The 16,240-nt window shown below is 59.3% G+C and carries 16 protein-coding genes and 1 pseudogene; 7 read left to right on the top strand and 10 right to left on the bottom strand.

Annotation, left to right across the window (positions count from 1 at the left end):
- Positions 1–39: 39 nt before the first annotated feature.
- The 4 genes from IB263_RS30950 to IB263_RS30935 all read right to left on the bottom strand — a co-directional run bounded on the left by IB263_RS30950 (position 40) and on the right by IB263_RS30935 (position 4,132).
- A complete protein-coding gene (locus IB263_RS30950; protein ID WP_029742752.1) occupies positions 40–867 on the bottom strand; it encodes an ATP-binding cassette domain-containing protein in 828 nt (275 codons plus the stop codon).
- Positions 868–875: 8 nt separating this feature from the next.
- Positions 876–1,898, bottom strand: coding sequence for an ABC transporter permease (locus IB263_RS30945; RefSeq protein WP_029742753.1), 1,023 nt, complete (start codon positions 1,896–1,898; stop codon positions 876–878).
- Positions 1,899–2,015: 117 nt separating this feature from the next.
- Complete coding sequence (locus tag IB263_RS30940) at positions 2,016–2,990, bottom strand: substrate-binding domain-containing protein (protein ID WP_029742754.1); 975 nt, start codon at positions 2,988–2,990, stop codon at positions 2,016–2,018.
- Between the two features lie 119 nt (positions 2,991–3,109).
- Positions 3,110–4,132, bottom strand: coding sequence for a sterol desaturase family protein (locus tag IB263_RS30935; RefSeq protein WP_029742755.1), 1,023 nt, complete (start codon positions 4,130–4,132; stop codon positions 3,110–3,112).
- Between the two features lie 286 nt (positions 4,133–4,418).
- Between IB263_RS30935 and IB263_RS30930 the strand changes: the two genes are divergently transcribed.
- Positions 4,419–5,447: a LacI family DNA-binding transcriptional regulator gene (locus tag IB263_RS30930; RefSeq protein WP_029742756.1), complete on the top strand. Its 1,029-nt coding sequence runs from the start codon at positions 4,419–4,421 to the stop codon at positions 5,445–5,447.
- Between the two features lie 234 nt (positions 5,448–5,681).
- On the opposite strand, the gene IB263_RS30925 is transcribed toward IB263_RS30930, so the two are convergent.
- The 3 genes from IB263_RS30925 to IB263_RS30915 are packed head-to-tail and all read right to left on the bottom strand — an operon-like array spanning position 5,682 to position 8,952.
- On the bottom strand, positions 5,682–6,323 hold the full coding sequence (locus tag IB263_RS30925) for a hypothetical protein (RefSeq protein ID WP_029742757.1): 642 nt from the start codon (positions 6,321–6,323) through the stop codon (positions 5,682–5,684).
- A 13-nt stretch (positions 6,324–6,336) separates the two neighbouring features.
- The gene (locus IB263_RS30920; protein WP_029742758.1) at positions 6,337–8,490 is read right to left on the bottom strand and encodes a xanthine dehydrogenase family protein molybdopterin-binding subunit; all 2,154 of its coding nucleotides are present in this window, start codon (positions 8,488–8,490) and stop codon (positions 6,337–6,339) included.
- Between the two features lie 3 nt (positions 8,491–8,493).
- Positions 8,494–8,952, bottom strand: coding sequence for a (2Fe-2S)-binding protein (locus tag IB263_RS30915; RefSeq protein ID WP_029742759.1), 459 nt, complete (start codon positions 8,950–8,952; stop codon positions 8,494–8,496).
- Between the two features lie 214 nt (positions 8,953–9,166).
- Here IB263_RS30915 and IB263_RS34820 point away from each other — a divergent pair.
- Positions 9,167–9,353 (top strand): annotated as a pseudogene (locus IB263_RS34820) (cold-shock protein).
- Between the two features lie 825 nt (positions 9,354–10,178).
- Positions 10,179–10,715: a YidB family protein gene (locus IB263_RS30905; protein WP_112975844.1), complete on the top strand. Its 537-nt coding sequence runs from the start codon at positions 10,179–10,181 to the stop codon at positions 10,713–10,715.
- Between the two features lie 204 nt (positions 10,716–10,919).
- On the opposite strand, the gene IB263_RS30900 is transcribed toward IB263_RS30905, so the two are convergent.
- Together IB263_RS30900 and IB263_RS30895 are read right to left on the bottom strand one after the other, a co-directional pair.
- The gene (locus IB263_RS30900) at positions 10,920–11,840 is read right to left on the bottom strand and encodes an adenylate/guanylate cyclase domain-containing protein (RefSeq protein WP_029742762.1); all 921 of its coding nucleotides are present in this window, start codon (positions 11,838–11,840) and stop codon (positions 10,920–10,922) included.
- A 255-nt stretch (positions 11,841–12,095) separates the two neighbouring features.
- Positions 12,096–12,398 carry a DUF982 domain-containing protein gene (locus IB263_RS30895; protein ID WP_049810984.1) on the bottom strand — a complete coding sequence of 101 codons (303 nt, stop codon included), beginning with the start codon at positions 12,396–12,398 and terminating at the stop codon, positions 12,096–12,098.
- Positions 12,399–12,916: 518 nt separating this feature from the next.
- Between IB263_RS30895 and IB263_RS30890 the strand changes: the two genes are divergently transcribed.
- Positions 12,917–13,120, top strand: a complete 204-nt coding sequence (locus IB263_RS30890) for a CsbD family protein (protein WP_029742764.1) — start codon at positions 12,917–12,919, stop codon at positions 13,118–13,120.
- A 91-nt stretch (positions 13,121–13,211) separates the two neighbouring features.
- Here IB263_RS30890 and IB263_RS30885 read toward each other — a convergent pair whose 3' ends face one another.
- Positions 13,212–13,871, bottom strand: a complete 660-nt coding sequence (locus tag IB263_RS30885; protein ID WP_049810985.1) for a hypothetical protein — start codon at positions 13,869–13,871, stop codon at positions 13,212–13,214.
- Between the two features lie 1,053 nt (positions 13,872–14,924).
- On the opposite strand from IB263_RS30885, the gene IB263_RS30880 reads away from it, so the two are divergent.
- Genes IB263_RS30880 through IB263_RS34815 form a run of 3 tightly spaced genes read left to right on the top strand, consistent with a single transcriptional unit; the run spans position 14,925 to position 15,760 of the window.
- Positions 14,925–15,107 carry a hypothetical protein gene (locus IB263_RS30880; RefSeq protein WP_029742765.1) on the top strand — a complete coding sequence of 61 codons (183 nt, stop codon included), beginning with the start codon at positions 14,925–14,927 and terminating at the stop codon, positions 15,105–15,107.
- Positions 15,108–15,133: 26 nt separating this feature from the next.
- Complete coding sequence (locus IB263_RS30875; protein WP_060520213.1) at positions 15,134–15,322, top strand: hypothetical protein; 189 nt, start codon at positions 15,134–15,136, stop codon at positions 15,320–15,322.
- A 54-nt stretch (positions 15,323–15,376) separates the two neighbouring features.
- Positions 15,377–15,760: a hypothetical protein gene (locus IB263_RS34815; protein WP_371814282.1), complete on the top strand. Its 384-nt coding sequence runs from the start codon at positions 15,377–15,379 to the stop codon at positions 15,758–15,760.
- The last annotated feature ends 480 nt before the right edge of the window (positions 15,761–16,240 follow it).

The following is a 16,240-nucleotide window of genomic DNA, read 5'->3' as shown; positions in this document are numbered from 1 at the left end:
CATTTCATTCAGTGCGTTTCGGTTCTTCGGACTGCGCGGCTAGACCGCCGCACCGGCGATCTGGGGCGCGTGCCCGCCATGGGCGGTCATGTAGCCGTCGATCTGGGCTTCGAGCTCCGCCATGGTCTCGCCTCCCGCCATCAGGTCGGTGATCTCCTCGCGTGTCTTCTCGCCCTTGCGGAAATCGGCGGCGACCGCGCCGCGGATCAGCACCGCGAAGTGGTCACCCACCGCCATCGCATGCATGACCTGGTGGGTGATGAAGACGACAGCGAGGCCCCGGCGTTTCGCCTCGTTGACGATCCTGAGCACATGCGTTGCCTGCTTCACGCCGAGGGCGGCGGTCGGCTCGTCGAGGATCAGGACCTTCGCGCCGAAATGTACGGCGCGGGCAATTGCGAGCGATTGTCGCTCGCCACCCGACAGGCCACCGACCAATCGGTCGCCATCATCGATCCGGGTGATCCCGAAGTCCTGGATGGCATGGACGGCGATCTCGTTTGCTTTCTTCCGGTCGAATACCTTGAATGGCCCCCAGCCCTTGGTCGGCTCCACGCCGACGAAGAAGCTGCGACCGATGCTCATCAGCGGGAACGTGCCGCCGAACTGGTGGACCGTCGCAATGCCGCGGCTGCTGGCATCGCGCGGACCGCTGAACTCGACGGGCTGACCGTCCATCTCCATCGTGCCCGATGTCGGACGATAAACACCTGAAAGCGTCTTGATCAGCGTGGACTTGCCGGCGCCGTTGTCGCCGAGCAGGCACAACACTTCGCCAGGACAGATGTCGAGCGAGATGTCGTTGAGGACATCGATCGGACCGAAGGACTTGCAGATATTTCTGAGCTTGAGGATGGTCGTGGACATGTCGGACCTCACTTCTTCTTCGGCGAGTAGGAGAGCGCCATGCTGCGGAAGGTGTTGTTCATCAGCACGGCCAGAAGCAGCATCACGCCGATGATGAGGCTCGACCAGTTGCGGTCGAAGGACGTGAAATAGATGCCCTGGTTGACGACGGCGAAGGTGATGGTACCGAAGAAGATGCCGATGATGGAGCCGAAGCCACCTGTGAGCAGCACACCGCCGACGACCACCGAAATGATCGAGTTGAAGATGAAGGACATGCCGGCCGAGACCTGAGCGGAATTGAAGAGGATCGCCTGGCACATGCCGACAAAGGCGGCGCTGGTGGACGACAGCACGAAGAGTGCGATCGTCAGGCGAGCCGTCGGGATGCCGGCATTGCGCGCGCTGATCTTGTCGCCGCCCATGGCGAAGATCCAGTTGCCCCAGGGAGAGTAGTGAACCACGTAGACATAGAGTGCGGTCAGTGCCAGCCACCAGAAGATGATCACCTGGAAGGTGTTGGCGACGAACTGGCCGAAGAAGAATTTCGCGAGCTCGGGCGCCTTGAGGGCGACGCTGGTGGTACCGGTCAGGAGCACGGACAGGCCAAGAACGAGGCCAGCGACCGCAAACAGGGTGCCGAGCGTTACGATCAGCGACGGCACGTTGGTGCGGACCACGAGGATCCCGTTCACCAGGCCGACAAACGCGCCGAGGGCGAGCGAGGCAGCGATACCGATCCAGATCGGCAAGCCGTAGTAGCCTGAGATGATTGCGACCGTCATGGAGCCGGCCGGGATCATCGAGCCGATGGAGATGTCCAGTTCACCGGCGATCATCAGAAGACCGATCGGGAAGGCGACGATGCCAAGATTGGCCGCGACGTTCAGCCAGCTTGCGGCACCCGCCGGCCTCAGGAAATCGATGCTTCCGAAGACGAGGAAAAAGGCGAAGACGCCGAAAAGGCCGAGAAAGGCGCCGGCTTCCGGCCTGCGGAAAAGTCCGCCGACGGAAAAGCCTGCAGCGTTTGTTGATGTCGGCGTCTTGGTCATGGCGAGCGGTTGGCTTGCGGTTTTCGAGTTCATGATGGTTCCCCTTCCCGGCTTTGCCGTGTTGAAACGGGGCCGCTCCCTGGAGGAGGTGCAGGGAGCGGCCGGCGAGCGCTCGAGTTAGCGTGCGCCCTTGGAGACGCCGGAGAGCGTCGACTCGATGTTCGATGCATCGACGATGCCCGGACCGGTCAGCACGGGCTTGACCGGCAGGTCCGTGCCGAAGTCGATGTGGGACGCGAGCAACGAGACTGAAAGCAGCGACTGAAGATATGGCTGCTGGTCGACTGCGAAGAGCTGCGCGCTGTTCTTGATGCGGTCCAAACCGGCTTCGTTGAAGTCGAACGAGCCAAGCTTGACGCTCTCGACCTTGCCAGCCTGCTGGATGCCGCTCGCCGCCGCGTCTGCGTCGCCGGCACCAATGGTGATGACGCCGTCGATCGAGCCGTCCTGTGTCAGCGTCGCCTTGATCGCTTCGGCGATGGCGGTGGGATCGCCGAAGCTCGTCGCCGGCAGCGGCAGCTGCTTGCCGGTCCCGCCTGCCTTGGTGATCCCGTCGATCACGCCCTTGCAACGGGCTTCCTGATTGGCGCTGCCCGGAAGCGTATTGACGCAGAGCACATTCTTCTGGCCGCTCTTGCCGAAGTATTCGCCGCCGGCGATACCGGCGAGATATTCGTCCGAACCAACGTAGTTGATCGCGCCGAGCTCCTTCGCCTTGTCGAGCGAACCGGCATTCATGAGGATGATCTTGATGCCGCTGTCGGCAGCGGCCTTGATCGCCTCGTCCTCGGCTTCCGGAACCCAATTGGGAACCACAAGACCCGTGACGCCCTGGCTGATGGCGGTGCGCACCAGGCCTGCCGCATCGGGTCCGAGGTTGTCGTACGTCTGGAGCTGCAGGTAGGTGACCTTGCCGCCATTCGCCTCGACCACGAAGCGGCTGTCGTCGACCCCCTTCTTGATCTTGCTCCAGAAGGGATCGTCGGTCTTGCCGCCGACGACCGCGATGTCGGCAGCGAGTGCAACGCTTGCGGTGAGACAGATAGCAACTGAGGCTGCAAGAGCCTTGGTCATGGTGATCAGCATTGTCATCGGGTTTTCCTCCCCCGTTTGCGCCGGATGGCGGTTAAAAAGCTTGAAGGCCTGGGTCGCTGTGACCCTTCACGTCCCAGGGAGCCGCCTCCTCGCGGATCCCCGGCACTCATGTGAATTCATGAATTCGCGCGCGCCGTCTTGGCGTTCATGCGGTCCCTCTTCTTCGCGAAGCGGGCCTGCATCTGGACGTCGCCATCTTTGGTGCCGTCGTGCCAGGTGCCGAACCACTTATCGAGCGGAATGAGACCGTCCCCGCCATAGTTCACCTCGAAGTACTTGTGGTGCAGGTAGTGGGCGTAGGCATGGGTATCGAGCGGCGTCGCGTCGGTAACCTCGAGCTTGTCGAAGCCGATGTGCCCGTTGACTGCTCCGAAGCCGGCGATATGAAGCTGGAACATCGCCACGATCGGGTTGGAAGGGATCACCAGGTGCCAGAAGGCGACAGCATGGTAGAGAAAGCCCTCGACCGGATGCATGGAGAGCGAGGACCACGGCGAAGGGTTCACCGAATTGTGGTGGACCGAGTGGATCCAGCGATAGAGCGGCCCCCAATGGATCAGTCGGTGGATGACGAAGAAATGCACCTCGTGGATCATGGGGGCGGCCGCGACGAGAAACGCGAGGTAGTATGGGTTCTCAGACCAGCTCAGCCACGGCACCCAGCCGTTCGCGAAGACCCACAGGAACAACACCTCAACCAGCGTCCACAGCGGGATCGACAGAAAGAATGACCGCAGGAAGTTGTCGATGTTCTGGCTCTTGAACCAGAAGACGTCCGAGGGCTGCTCGCTTGGAAATTTCACATTGTACTTGAAGCGGTTGCCCTGCTTGCGCTTCACGTAGAAAAAGAGCTCGATCGAACCGTAGAAGACGAAGATGGCAGAGGCGTTCACCGCGTAGAGCCAGAGCGCCCACCGCCAATCCAGCGACTTCATCGCCTCGACGTCCGGAACGACATAGAACCAATAGAGGAGCGCCGTTGCCATGTGGAAAGCGTTCCACGGCCAGATGTATTCGGGCAACCATTTGAGAACGGACGGAATCTTCGGGGGCCAGGCCCAGAATGGCGCGACCTCAATCCGCCCGTTGGGCGCCCAGTCGCCGCGCTTGTTTCGGGTTCCGTAGTTTAGATCATCCATGGTCATGCCTCCCGGATCTCGCCGCTCGCAAGGAAAAAAGGCGTCAACGTTTGCAGGGCGCAGAACTGCTCCCTTCGGGCAAAGGCCAGAAGCGTAAAAACCCGCGATGTCGATTGCGTTTCTCTCCCAGGCTGGTGGGGTTCTTGCTCGCTCACCCGCCAATCTTTGAACCAACAATGGCGACTTGACGGGTGTTAAATCAAGGCGCAAATCTCCTACATTAGATGATCGTATCATTCGTCTCATCTGACCAGCTAAATGACACGATTTATATCATGAGGGACCGATGAAGAGACCGACGATCCGTGATCTCGCAGACACTGCGGGCGTATCGATTGCGACAGCAAACCGGGTCCTGTCAGGCGCGGAAAATGTTCGGACACCTACGAGGGAAAAGGTTCAAGCGGCCGCCGAGAGCATCGGGTTTTACGGATTGGGTGCAATCCAGGCACGGAATGCAGCCGCGCGCCCGAAGTACTGTTTTGGTGTAATCCTTCTCCAGCCTCACAGACCCTTCTATCAACTCGTTGCGCGCGCCTTGTTACAAGTGGCGGCCGCGATCGAGGCGGTAGATGTCGAGCTGAAGATCGAGTACCTCGAAGACCTGGCGCCGCAGAACACCGCGGAGCGTGCCTTGGCACTCGCTAGCGAATGCGACGCGCTCTGCATCACCACCGCGGTGCATCCTGTCGTCACTCAAGCGCTTGAAGAAATCCAGAGCCGGGGGATACCGGTTTTTGCATTGATCTCGCAGCTCGCGGCGACCGGTCAGATCCATTACATCGGGCTCGACAACTGGAAAGTCGGGCGAACGGCAGCCTGGGCCTTCGACCACATCTGCAAGAAGCCGGGAAAAATAGGCCTGCTGATGGGCAACCCGCGTTATCGAAATCAGGAAATGAACGAAACCGGCTTCCGCTCGTATTTTAGGGAACACGCTCCCGAGTTCATGTTGCTTGAGCCGTTGTCGACCTTCGAATCCTCGGCAGTCGCGCAGGAAATGACTGAACGACTGCTTGACCAACACAACGATCTTGCCGGCCTCTACGTGGCGGGCGGTGGCATCAGCGGCGTGCTTGCAGCCCTTCGCACCACCGAACGGGCCGGCACCCTGGTCGTCGTCGGCTACGAACTCATGGACAACGTCAAGAGCGCCCTACTCGACGGCGCTCTGACCCTGTCGATTGCCCATCCCCTGGAACGTCTCGCGAACGAGGCGGTCAAAGGCATGATCGCGGCCGTGGCATCGAAGGGCGCGAAGGCGAGCTACACGAAAATTGTCCCTTTCGAGATGTACACGCGCGAGAACCTCTGACAACGCACCATGCAAGCAATTGCCCTAGCGCGGTTCCTCACGACGCATTAACTGCCGTACTTAGATTAGAGCGTTCATTTCAGGATGCTGATCGAGACGTTCGGGAAGGCGATGACAGGCCACTTTCCCTTCTCGTCGTCGATAATCGGGAAGCAATCACCGGCCACACGGGTGGTTTCCCTCCGGTTTCAGAACGGGTACGACCCTCGCGCGAAATTGCGGTGCGTGCAAGCTTTATGACGATGGACAGGCAGCGCCGGTGTTCACCCACGCCTGGATGAGCTTGCCAAACTCTTCCTGAGTGCCTGGAACCGGCTCACGTCCATCTCCGGGCTGCCATCCCCAGCCGACCAGATCGTCGTGCGCCATATGCTCGACTATCTCTTCCATGGTTTTGTCGCCGTTGCGTTTCGGATCTTTCAGTTGCACGCAAATCTGCCCAAGTGTCTTACCCTCCCAGGCCATCTCGATCGGCGCGAGATGCCAGGCGGGATTACCCGGGATGCTTTTCAGCGTATCGGCCTGGCCAATCACCGGCGTGTTCTGTTCACTGTGGCAGGTGTTGCACTGCATGCCCACCAAACCCATACCGCCCTCGCCCCGGAAAACGGGCGGCTGATGCAGATGCATGGTCATGCCCTGCAGCGGTCGTTCTGTGGCCGGATGACAATTGACGCATCGGGGATGCTGGATCACTTTTCCGGCCTCCACAAAGAGCGCAACGGACCGCGCCCGCTCGTCGGAAATTGACTGAAACGACTCCACTGAACGGAGCGAGTTGCTGGTCTGCGCTATGGAAACCGGCGTCAGCATGGCGCCCGCTGCGACGACAAGACAGTTTGCGGCAATTCCTGAGAACAGGAGCTTGATCTTCATCTTGACGGTGTCCTCACGAGGAAATGACGCTGACGATAGGGAGTTGGCGCACCGGCGCACCGGTCAGTTTTCTCCATGCGTTGGCTACCGCCGGACCGATGGGCGGTACGCCGGGCTCGCCGACACCGGTCGGCTTTTCCGCAGACTTGATGATTTCCACCGCAACGTCTGGCATTTCGTTTATCCGGATCGAACGGTAGTCATGAAAGTTCGACTGCGTGATCTTGCCGCCCTTTCCAAGGGTGATCGCGTCGAAAAGCACGGCACCCAACCCGTAACCGATACCGCCCTCCATCTGCGCCTTGATGATGTTGGGATTGACGGCAACGCCGCAATCAACCGCGCACCAGACCTTGTGCACTCGCGGCGCCCCATCGGAGCCGACGGAAATCTCCGCGACCTGCGCAACAAACGAGCCGAAGCTTTCGACGACCGCGACGCCTCGGGCGCGCCCCGCGGGTGGCGCTGCACCCCAGTCCGCCATCTCGGCAGCTTTGCGTAGGACGCCGGCATGACGCGAGGACGCGTCAATCAGTGCAAGCCGCCCTTCCACGGGATCACGACCGACGCGGCTAAAGAGCTCGTCGACAAAGGTCTCGACTGCAAAGCCCGTGTGGGTATGGCCAACCGACCGCCACCAGAGCGGCGGGATCGACAGTGTGATGTTGTGGGAGGTCACCTTGAGGTTGGGGATTTTATAGGGCAGGTTCGACGCACCTTCGACCGAGGTTGAATCCAGATCCGCCTTGGCCATGATCGACTGGCCGACGATGATCTGCTCCCATGCCACAATCTGGCCCGTGGCATCTATCGCGCCACGCATCTTGTGGGCGTACATGGGGCGGTAGAAACCGCCCTGAATGTCGTCCTCGCGCGTCCACATGTGCTTGAGCGGGCGGTCGCCGCCGATTGCTGCATAGACGGACGCCGCCTCCTGCATGTAGGGCGAACCGAACTGTGCCTTGCGCCCGAAGCTGCCCCCTGCCATCTGCGTGTTGACGCGAACTTTCTCTTCGTCGAGCGCCAGGATCTTTGCCGCCACCTGCTGATCAAAGCCGGGAAACTGCGCGCCGTTGTAAATGTCGACCGACCCGTCGTCCGCCTTGATGAACACCGCGTCGAGCGGCTCCATCGGCGCATGCGCTAAAAACGGGAAAACGATCTGAGCCTCGACGGTTTGAAGGCCCTTCTGCCGAAAGGCCTCATCGACATTGCCTATGTTCGCCGCCTCTAGACCGGGCTTGTCGAAGTGCCGGACGTATTCGACAGTCAGCTCCTCCGATGAACGGGTTTCCGCTTTCGAGAGATCCCATTCGATCGTCAGGGCGTCACGGCCCTTCAGCGCAGAAAAGGTGTTGTCCGCGTAAACCGCGACGCCCTGCGGCACCTGCTTGATATCGACCACGCCGGGAACCTTTCGCGCGTCGCCGTCGTCGAAGGACTTCACGACAGCGCCGAAATGTCTGGGATGGGCAACCACGGCGGTTAAAAGGCCCTCGGGCATGATGTCGAGCGTGAAAACCGCGGTCCCATCGGTCTTGCCCTGAGTATCAAGTTTCGACAGTTCCGTGCCGATCAGCACGAAATCCTTGGGATCTTTCAACTTCGGTTCCGCAGGCGCAACCTGTTGCGCTGCCTTGTCGGCAAAGGCACCGAAGCCACTTTCCTTTCCCGAGACTGCATGTTTTATCCGGCCCTTCTCGACGGTGATTTCCGCGACCGGAACCTTCCACTCTGCCGCGGCCGCGGCGACCAGCATGGCACGCGCCGTGGCGCCGGCCTTGCGCATCTGCTCATAGGCGTTGGCAATTGAGCTCGATCCTCCGGTGCCCTGCAGGCCGAAGGAGAGATTGGCGTAAACCTTGTTGTCGGTCGGAGAGTGCACCGCACGCATCTGGCTCCAGTCGGCGTCGAGCTCTTCAGCAACCAGCGTTGCAAGGCCCGTGAAGGGCCCCTGGCCAAATTCAATATGTTTTGACAGCACGGTAACGGTGTCGTCGGGGCCAACCTTGATGAAAGCGTTCAAGGCCTTGAGTTCGCCCGAACCACCGGCTGGAATACCTGTCGGCGCAGCCGAGAGGAACCTTGGCGCAATTGCCACACCAATGACGAGCCCGGCACCGGCGAGGAAGGCACGGCGGGTCGGTCTTATGTCGTGAATGGTCATCGCTCAACCCTCCATCGACGTGGCGGCATTATGGATCGCTGCTCGAATGCGATGGTAGGTGGCGCACCGACAGAGATTGCCGGCCATGGCGCCATCAATCTCGTCGTCCGTGGGCTTGGGCAGGATCTGCAAGAGCGCCACCGCCGACATGATTTGCCCGGATTGACAATAGCCGCATTGCGGAACGTCCAACCCTTTCCAGGCTGCCTGCACGGCTTCGGCCTCCTTGCCCGAAATGCCCTCGATCGTGACCACGTCGGCGCCGTCGATCATGGCAATTGGTGTGATGCATGAGCGTCGGGGCATGCCGTCGAGATGCACGGTGCAAGCGCCGCATTGCGCCACGCCGCACCCGTACTTCGTGCCAGTCAGTTTTTCGAAGTCCCTGATAACCCAAAGAAGAGGCGTGTCTGGATCGCCATCAAACGTGCGTTGTTCCCCGTTGAGCGTGAACGTCACCATGGCTGGGTGTCCTCTAATGGAGCCGGCAGGACCGGCTCATGCTCAAAGAATAGGCCGGCCAAAGCCCTCGGCCAGGCGTGGTAACTTAGACAAACCCCATGCGTTTTATCGGATCAATTCAAGTGTGCGTGATCGCGACTGGGAGCTAGCGCGCCTAAACGTCGGTTGAACGCACGCGTCCCGGATTTGTTCCTGGCGATACTACGCGGCTGCTTTGGCAACCGGTACCGTTAAGTTTTTTCAACCAGGACAAAGGTTTCGGTTTCATTACGCCCGACGACGGTGGACCGGGCGTGTTGTCCATGTGTCGGCGCTTGAGAGACGGTCAAAAGGTCAGGTATCAATTTGGTCAGGACCGCAAGCCCGGAAAATCAAGGGCCGAAAACGTCAAGTCAGCCTGAACTCAACGCGCGCCCGGGACCGAGCACAAGGCGATACGTTGCCGGATCCTCATTGTTCCAGGCGATGCCGGGACAAATCTTGAGACCGACACCGCACAAAGGCTTCGCTGCTCCAAGCCCATTTTTGATCACTCAGCAACCCGGCTAATCGGTTGGATAAATGGTCCGCGATAAGTCACCCTCTGCGGGTGGGGAAATTACTTCGTCCTCATCCAGAAGGCTCAGCCTGGCGATCGCGGTGTCCGATATGCTCGTCAGAAATTCAGCCTGGGTCCAACCCAAAAGGCAAGCTTCCTCGACAAGGACCTGGATTGCATAGTGCACCGTATGCTCGAGTTCGACCTTGCGCTCAAGCGTCCCAGGGGGCTGATTTGGACGTTCAATCATGGCTTTTCTTTCGTTTGGAGATTAAGGTACTGGCGCGGCAGCAGATCGGGCCCGGCGGATAAGATCAAAACACCGTGCTCAGACTATCGTTCCCCTCTTTCGACTGAAGACTGGCGTTAACATCATGAGCCTCGATTTTGAGGCCGCCCCCAGTCCACTTTCGCTCGTCAGTAAAGTTGATACGCAGTGCCATCGGGGCATGGAACATCAGCTGAACGGAACAAGAGATGCCGGGTGGAGTTTAAGCGTCTACCGATGCTCCTTCTAACCCAAAGGAAAAGCCATGACCAACCCACCCTCGGTCCGCGCCATTGGCGATCCATCCGCCACAAATTCGACGATGAGCAGGCCACCGACCTCGCGTTAACAGCGATCGCGACCTCCGTCGTAAATCAGCAGATGCCTGAACGGGAATATATGACAGAAGAGGAGAAGCACATGGTAAGCACTGCACTTAAAGCCCTGCTAAGTGTCCTTGCGGTGGCAGGATACCAGAACAGGGAGAAGATCGGGGAGCTTCTGAAAGGTCTGACCCAGAACCGACAAGACCAAGGGCCAACCGGTCAGCAGGAGGCCGGAGGAGGTTTGGGTGACCTGCTTGGCGGTCTGACTGGAGGCTCTGGTGGCCTCGGGGGCTCGCTCGGCGGTTCATCGACCGGCGGCGTGTTGAGGGGTGGTCTCGGCGATCTCCTCAAACAGTTCGAGCACAACGGACACGGGGAGACCGCAAAATCCTGGGTGCAGACCGGTCCAAACAGCGAGATTGATGATAGGCAGTTATCGGAAGCGCTCGGGCCGGAAGTCCTGGAGGATCTTTCCGCGCGGACGGGTCTTTCTCCTGAGGAGATTTTGAGCCGCCTCAGCCGAGATCTGCCAAAGGCGGTTGACGATCTGACCCCCAACGGCGTCCTGCCTCAAGAGGACGACCCTTTCGAAGGGCAGATCACTCCTCCACCCAAGACCCAAATCATATAGTCGAAGAGGCCGCCGCAAGGCGGCCGCTTCTTTGGCGTTTCTCAGGCGGGCGTTGCACAGGAATCAGACGCGCTACCCTAGCGGCACCTCCACAATCACGTTGCATACTTGGCTCGACCCGGAACATCGCACCCGTTCCGGACGCTGTCGGCGCTCTCATCTGCTTTTCAAGCCATTTGGTCGTGACGAGGATCGTTGCGTGTTTTATTTGGCGTGAATGTCTGCCAACAAGATCTTGGCGAGTTCGACGAACTGACCCGTTGGATACTTTGATAAATACGCTTCAATCATCTCGGCGTTACCGGTGTCCCGCACCGTTTCCCAGAATGAAACCTCGATACCTGGCTCGCCCACCCCAGACCCACCTTGAGCAACGCGCGCGGCTGCGAGTTCGGCGAACTCGCCCGCAGGGTATCTCTTCAGATATAGGAGATATTCGGCCGGGTCATCGCTCTCCTGTACCGCCTCCCAAAAAGCCACCTCAACCCGGCGCGCTTCATCTTTGTCTTGGTCTTCCGGCAAGGTCTGATCGACCGAAGAGGATCGCTCCGGGTGTTGGACGGACGTTAGCTCTGCACTGGGGCTTGGTTCGGACTGCGGGTCAAACAGAACACGGAACACCCGGAGCGGGCGCGAAATGTTCTTGACCTGGTGCTCGCCCAAATCCTCAAAGGTGGTGTCGACGCGATCGCGCAGATGATCTCGTACTCCTCGCGTTACACAGATGCCGCCGGCATCGGCCAGGCCTTCAAGCCGAGCGGCGATGTTGACCCCATCCCCGAAGATATCGCCGTCTTTCACCAGAACATCGCCGACGTTTATCCCGATGCGGAAGTACATCTTGTGTTTGTCGGCAAGCGGCCGGTTGGCACGCCACATGGCCTGCTGGATGGCGATCGCACAGTTGAAGGCATGCACAATCGATGGGAATTCCGCCAACACGCTGTCCCCCGCGGTCCCGAAGATCTCTCCATGAGCACTTTCAATAAGGCCGTCGATGATAGTACGATGTGATGTCAAGGTCGCCAGGGTCTGCTCTTCGTCGGCATTCATCAACCGCGAGTAACCTTCGATATCGGCAGCCAGGATCGCTGCAAGCTTTCTTTCAAGTGGTGGCGCCTCCATGTGAACGATCCGATCCAACGCCTGCGTTTCGATGTGCAGTCGATCATCAACCGATGAGCACGCGGCTTTGTTCCTTCCGTAAACGTTTGATCTCATCCGCGGGCGTATCACCCAAAGGCCGAATTTTGCTCGACCGAAATCTGCCTCGAGGTGGAGTGCCGCGAGGGTTCTAACAGGGTAGTTCCACTCCGCTTCCCCTCGCACCAAGGCATCGGCCAGAGGGTGAAAGGCTTCAAAGTTGACGTCCTACAAGCCTCAGCGCAGGACTCCTGCTTCACGGGCAGCTTCTTCAAAGGCCAATCGGGCCATGTAACCAGGCAAGTGACCATTCATGGCTTCGAGACAGGTGGTCAAAGCAGCCTGATATGCTGGACCGGATCTGGATCCGGACCAATCGTTTCGCAAAACCGCTACCGCTTCACTGGCTGATCCAACCAACACCTCGTGATCCGCATTGAGCAGGCTTATCACAACGCTTTCGTTCCAGGGTGCCGGTTGTTTTGCTTTCGCTAGATCGCGTCCGTAGCGTTCCTCGCGTTCCCACCGATCCTCTGCCATGGCGTTCTCCTTCTCGAACACCTTCAAACCGGAAAAACAGGAATGTGTTCCCAGTTCGAGCAACGAGGTTGGGCACGGATCCGCCCCCTTTTTTAGCCGGTCTGCCTTCTTCCCGTTATCGAGGTGCCCCCGCAAGGCTCCTTGTTCGGAAACTGTTGATGGGGTCGCGAAGCGACAGCCCCCCCCCCCGCACTTTCACGCGGCGTCTTTCAACGCGTCAGGACGTTGTAGGTGGCCCACCGCTGATCTCGCAGACTGCTTCTATCCCCCGAGTGACGAATGTCGGGATTTCGCCGGCGTCCAGTTGGCGCCGAGTATCTTTAGCACTGCTTTGCTCTCCGCTGAGGCCATAAAGCTACGGGCGCGGGATCGTCGACGGGCAAACTCTTCCCGTGGCGGGATCGGCCGCCCGTGGAGTCGTCGCACCGTTGTCCCCGGAACCATCGCAGCAGGCACATTTGAACAAATGCGTAGCCAAGGCGTTTAGCTGCTATCCACAATTCACAGGAGGAAATGACATGGATTGGGACCGTGTTGAAGGTAACTGGAAGCAATTCAAGGGACAGATCAAGGAACAGTGGGGGAAACTGACCGACGACGACTTGGACCAAATCGCTGGCAAACGCGATCAGCTCGAAGGCAAGATACAGGAACGGTATGGCCTCGAAAAAGATCGGGCACGACAAGACGTGGATGACTGGTTCGGCCGGCAAACCTGGTAATCTTCAGAGCGCCCCGCCCCAGGCGGAGCATCTGGTGTGCCCCAAGCGGCCCGACGGCTACGGCGCGTCGGGCCGCTAAACTGCCCTCCAGCTACCGGTCGGGAAAACTTGCTTCAGATAAACTCGCTAGCTGTTCGCCGCGAAAGAGCATCCATTTTGTCTTGAAGGCGATACGACTCTCGGGGGGAAAGGGTGCTCGATCGGGCGGCAGTTCGAGCTGCACAACTGAAGCGAATTTCTCCAACCTCACCTCAAGATGCCCGAGTGCCTGCCACGCGCCGGCTTCCGGTGATAGACCCCACAAGACCGTGTTCGGATCCCATGACGAGTTGTATATCGTGGGCCGAAAGTAGAGGGCCGCCTGACCATCGTGCTCAGTTGTCGGTAGCCCCGTAGATCGGCCCTCAAGCCAGATCTCGCGGCCGGAAACACTGACGCTTAGGCAGTTCGACTGGCCAATGAACCCGTAAACGAACTGAGACGGGTGAGCGGAGATCTCGTCCGGCGTACCCGTCTGCTCGTTTGAGCCGTTGTTCAGCACCACAATACGGTCGGCTAGCTCAAGCGCCTTCCCCTGGTCGTGCGTGACAAAAACAGTCGTGTATCCAGTTCGATCGTGGATGTACTCGACGAGGGTGCACTGTTCGAGAGTGCCATGTGGCTCGAGCACCCCGACGCGGTGCGGACGAATAGGGAACTTTTCGGATCGATGGCCGTTTGTGATTTGCCGATGATCCCGACGCCGGATCATCGACCGGGCTGCGACGCGAAGGCGTGCGGAACCCGCCAGGTACACGCTCGCTTGGCCCCGTTATCGCCTTTCGGGGCCATTTTTTTGTGTTCGCTCCCTGCCGACAGGAACCTGTTCAGCCCCGTGCGTTTTTTCGCTTGTCTTGATGCAAGTGTCCCCCGAAGTAGCCCCTCGCCTCGTCGCGCCCGACGGGGCCACTTCTTTATGAATTGATCGACAGGGGATTCCCGGACCTGCGATGGCTTTGGCCCACTAGGTGCCCGACGGATGAGCCGCACGCGCCAGCGCGCCGCCTGGTCATTTCTTACGGTGTAATGGAACCGATACGAAGTCTCGACGTTTCTGGCTTCGTGAGACCCTGAGCCCCCGATCAGGGTGACACCTTCACAATCCGCCCGGAAGTGAAGTACTCTCTCTCGATAATTGCCTCTGGCCTCGTCCCGACGGGGCCATTTCTTTTATGATCCCTAGTCGCCGCGGCCATTACCACGACGGGGCCCGCGGTCGCCGATGAGGATTATCGTCGTGGGTGGACGAAGGCGCCCGATTTAGCGGCGAATGCATTGAGCAGGATCGGCGCGGCGCCGTGGGAGTGGACCCCGTTCCAACACAGCCTGTTGGCTCTGTCGACGGAAGGGGCCTTTTCCTTTTTAGTCGCTTCCTGCGTGCGTCCATTAAAAAAGACAGCCCCATCGCTGGGGCCGTGAGGTAAAACATCTGACGCTTCTGTTGAACGGTCCGCAGGCAAACCGCGCTCGATAGGCCCCATCTGCGGAGTTGAGGTTGAAGGTGGGGCCTAGAGGCGCTTTCGATCACCAAGCGGCGGTCGAGCAACACGTTAGAACGTAGGAAAGCGCCAACGGTTCCACCATGGGACTTCAGTCCCATAACCCCGGCGCAATGGTCCTAATCCCGTGGAGAACTGACCCCGATACGCTATTTCTAAACCTCAGCCTATGGCGAACTATTCGGCATAGGCCGACAACGACACCAGGGCAGCCTGCCCGTCCCTTCGGTTCGCTCTGGTGTCGTTGCCGACCGGAGGAATGGACTATGTACGAACAATACCGCTACGGCGGGCCACCGAAAAAATTCTCGACAGGGTTTCTTATCGGCGTGATGCTCTTGGCGATGCTCGTCATCGGCGGATACCTCGTCGTGAACAGCGCGTTATCGCACGAACCTCAACAATCCGTCGCCATCGTCCTTCCGACACCTTTGGCATCCTCGAAGTAGTTCTCGACTGAAACAGGAAAGCAGCCATGAGACTGATGCACTTAGGGCGAACCCGCCTTGAAATGCTCTGCCACGATATCGCCCTCAGCGACGCCAAGCCAGAGAGCGCTGCCTACTCGATCTCTTCGAGGCTTACGCGTTCGTCTCCTCAACGCGAGCTTCTGCGGGAATACCCGGCCCGTAAAGAGCAGATTGCCGAACGCCAACAGATCTAGGCCGACAAGGCAGAGTCGTCGCCTACTCACGCTAACCGATGAGCTACTATTTCCATGAGCATGGCCAAGCGCAAGCGTTATCCCAGTATCCCCGATAAGGGCGGAGACAGTTTTGCGCCTGATAGCGAAGTGGGTCGCAGTAGGGCTTCACGGCCTCAATGGAGGAGCGGCTCGACTGAAAACAATCGACGTCAGATGGACCCCGGTGAAATCCCGGCCTTCGTCGACGACGTCATCGAGGCAGGCTGCGACATCTGCGCCGTGGGGCATGACAGCTACGTGATTAGCGAAATTGAGGAGCAGACTGCAACTAAGGAAAAGCTTGACCGAATAGTAGAGAAGTACGGCAATCGCGACGCCCTGAGGTGGGAGATCGTCGCCTACCTTTGGTCGATTGGCCGGTTCCTAGAGCTTGCGTCCGAAATCACCCGTCACTAGTTTCGCAAACTCCCGCGGGCAGACACAGTGCCGAGGCTACGGGTAGAATAAAGGCCTCTGCCGGGATCGGCAGAGGCCAAAGCACGTTGGTGCAAGCGGCTCGTCTGAACGGATGGAGCACGCTTCAAAAGCTACAGATGGAGGGCGGGGCGACAATTCACCCGAATGGAAGTGCATGCTCCCGCCGACATGAAAAGTTTCGCTTCCTGAGCTACCATTGGGAGAGGGCCATATGGGAACGGTTTAGGCACGCACGCCTCTGGGTCTTGATCGCCTTGGAGGTTGGCTGGTCGCCCTAGCCCTGGCGCCATAATTTCATATGTCCTCAACTGCCCGCCCTCGACCTCCCTCCAGAATCCCCTTCATCACGTGCCCGAATAGCCCGAAATGGGTATTTCCCCGGTGGAACCAGGCAAGCCCTGCCGACGTTTTGTGGACGCGAATACCACGAACGCTTTGCCGCCCTTCATGGGAGGTCCC

This window comes from Ensifer sp. ENS03 (assembly GCF_014852035.1).
Taxonomy (GTDB): domain Bacteria; phylum Pseudomonadota; class Alphaproteobacteria; order Rhizobiales; family Rhizobiaceae; genus Ensifer; species Ensifer adhaerens.
Note: the sequence above shows the minus strand (reverse complement) of the source record. Positions and strands in the feature narration are given on the sequence as shown.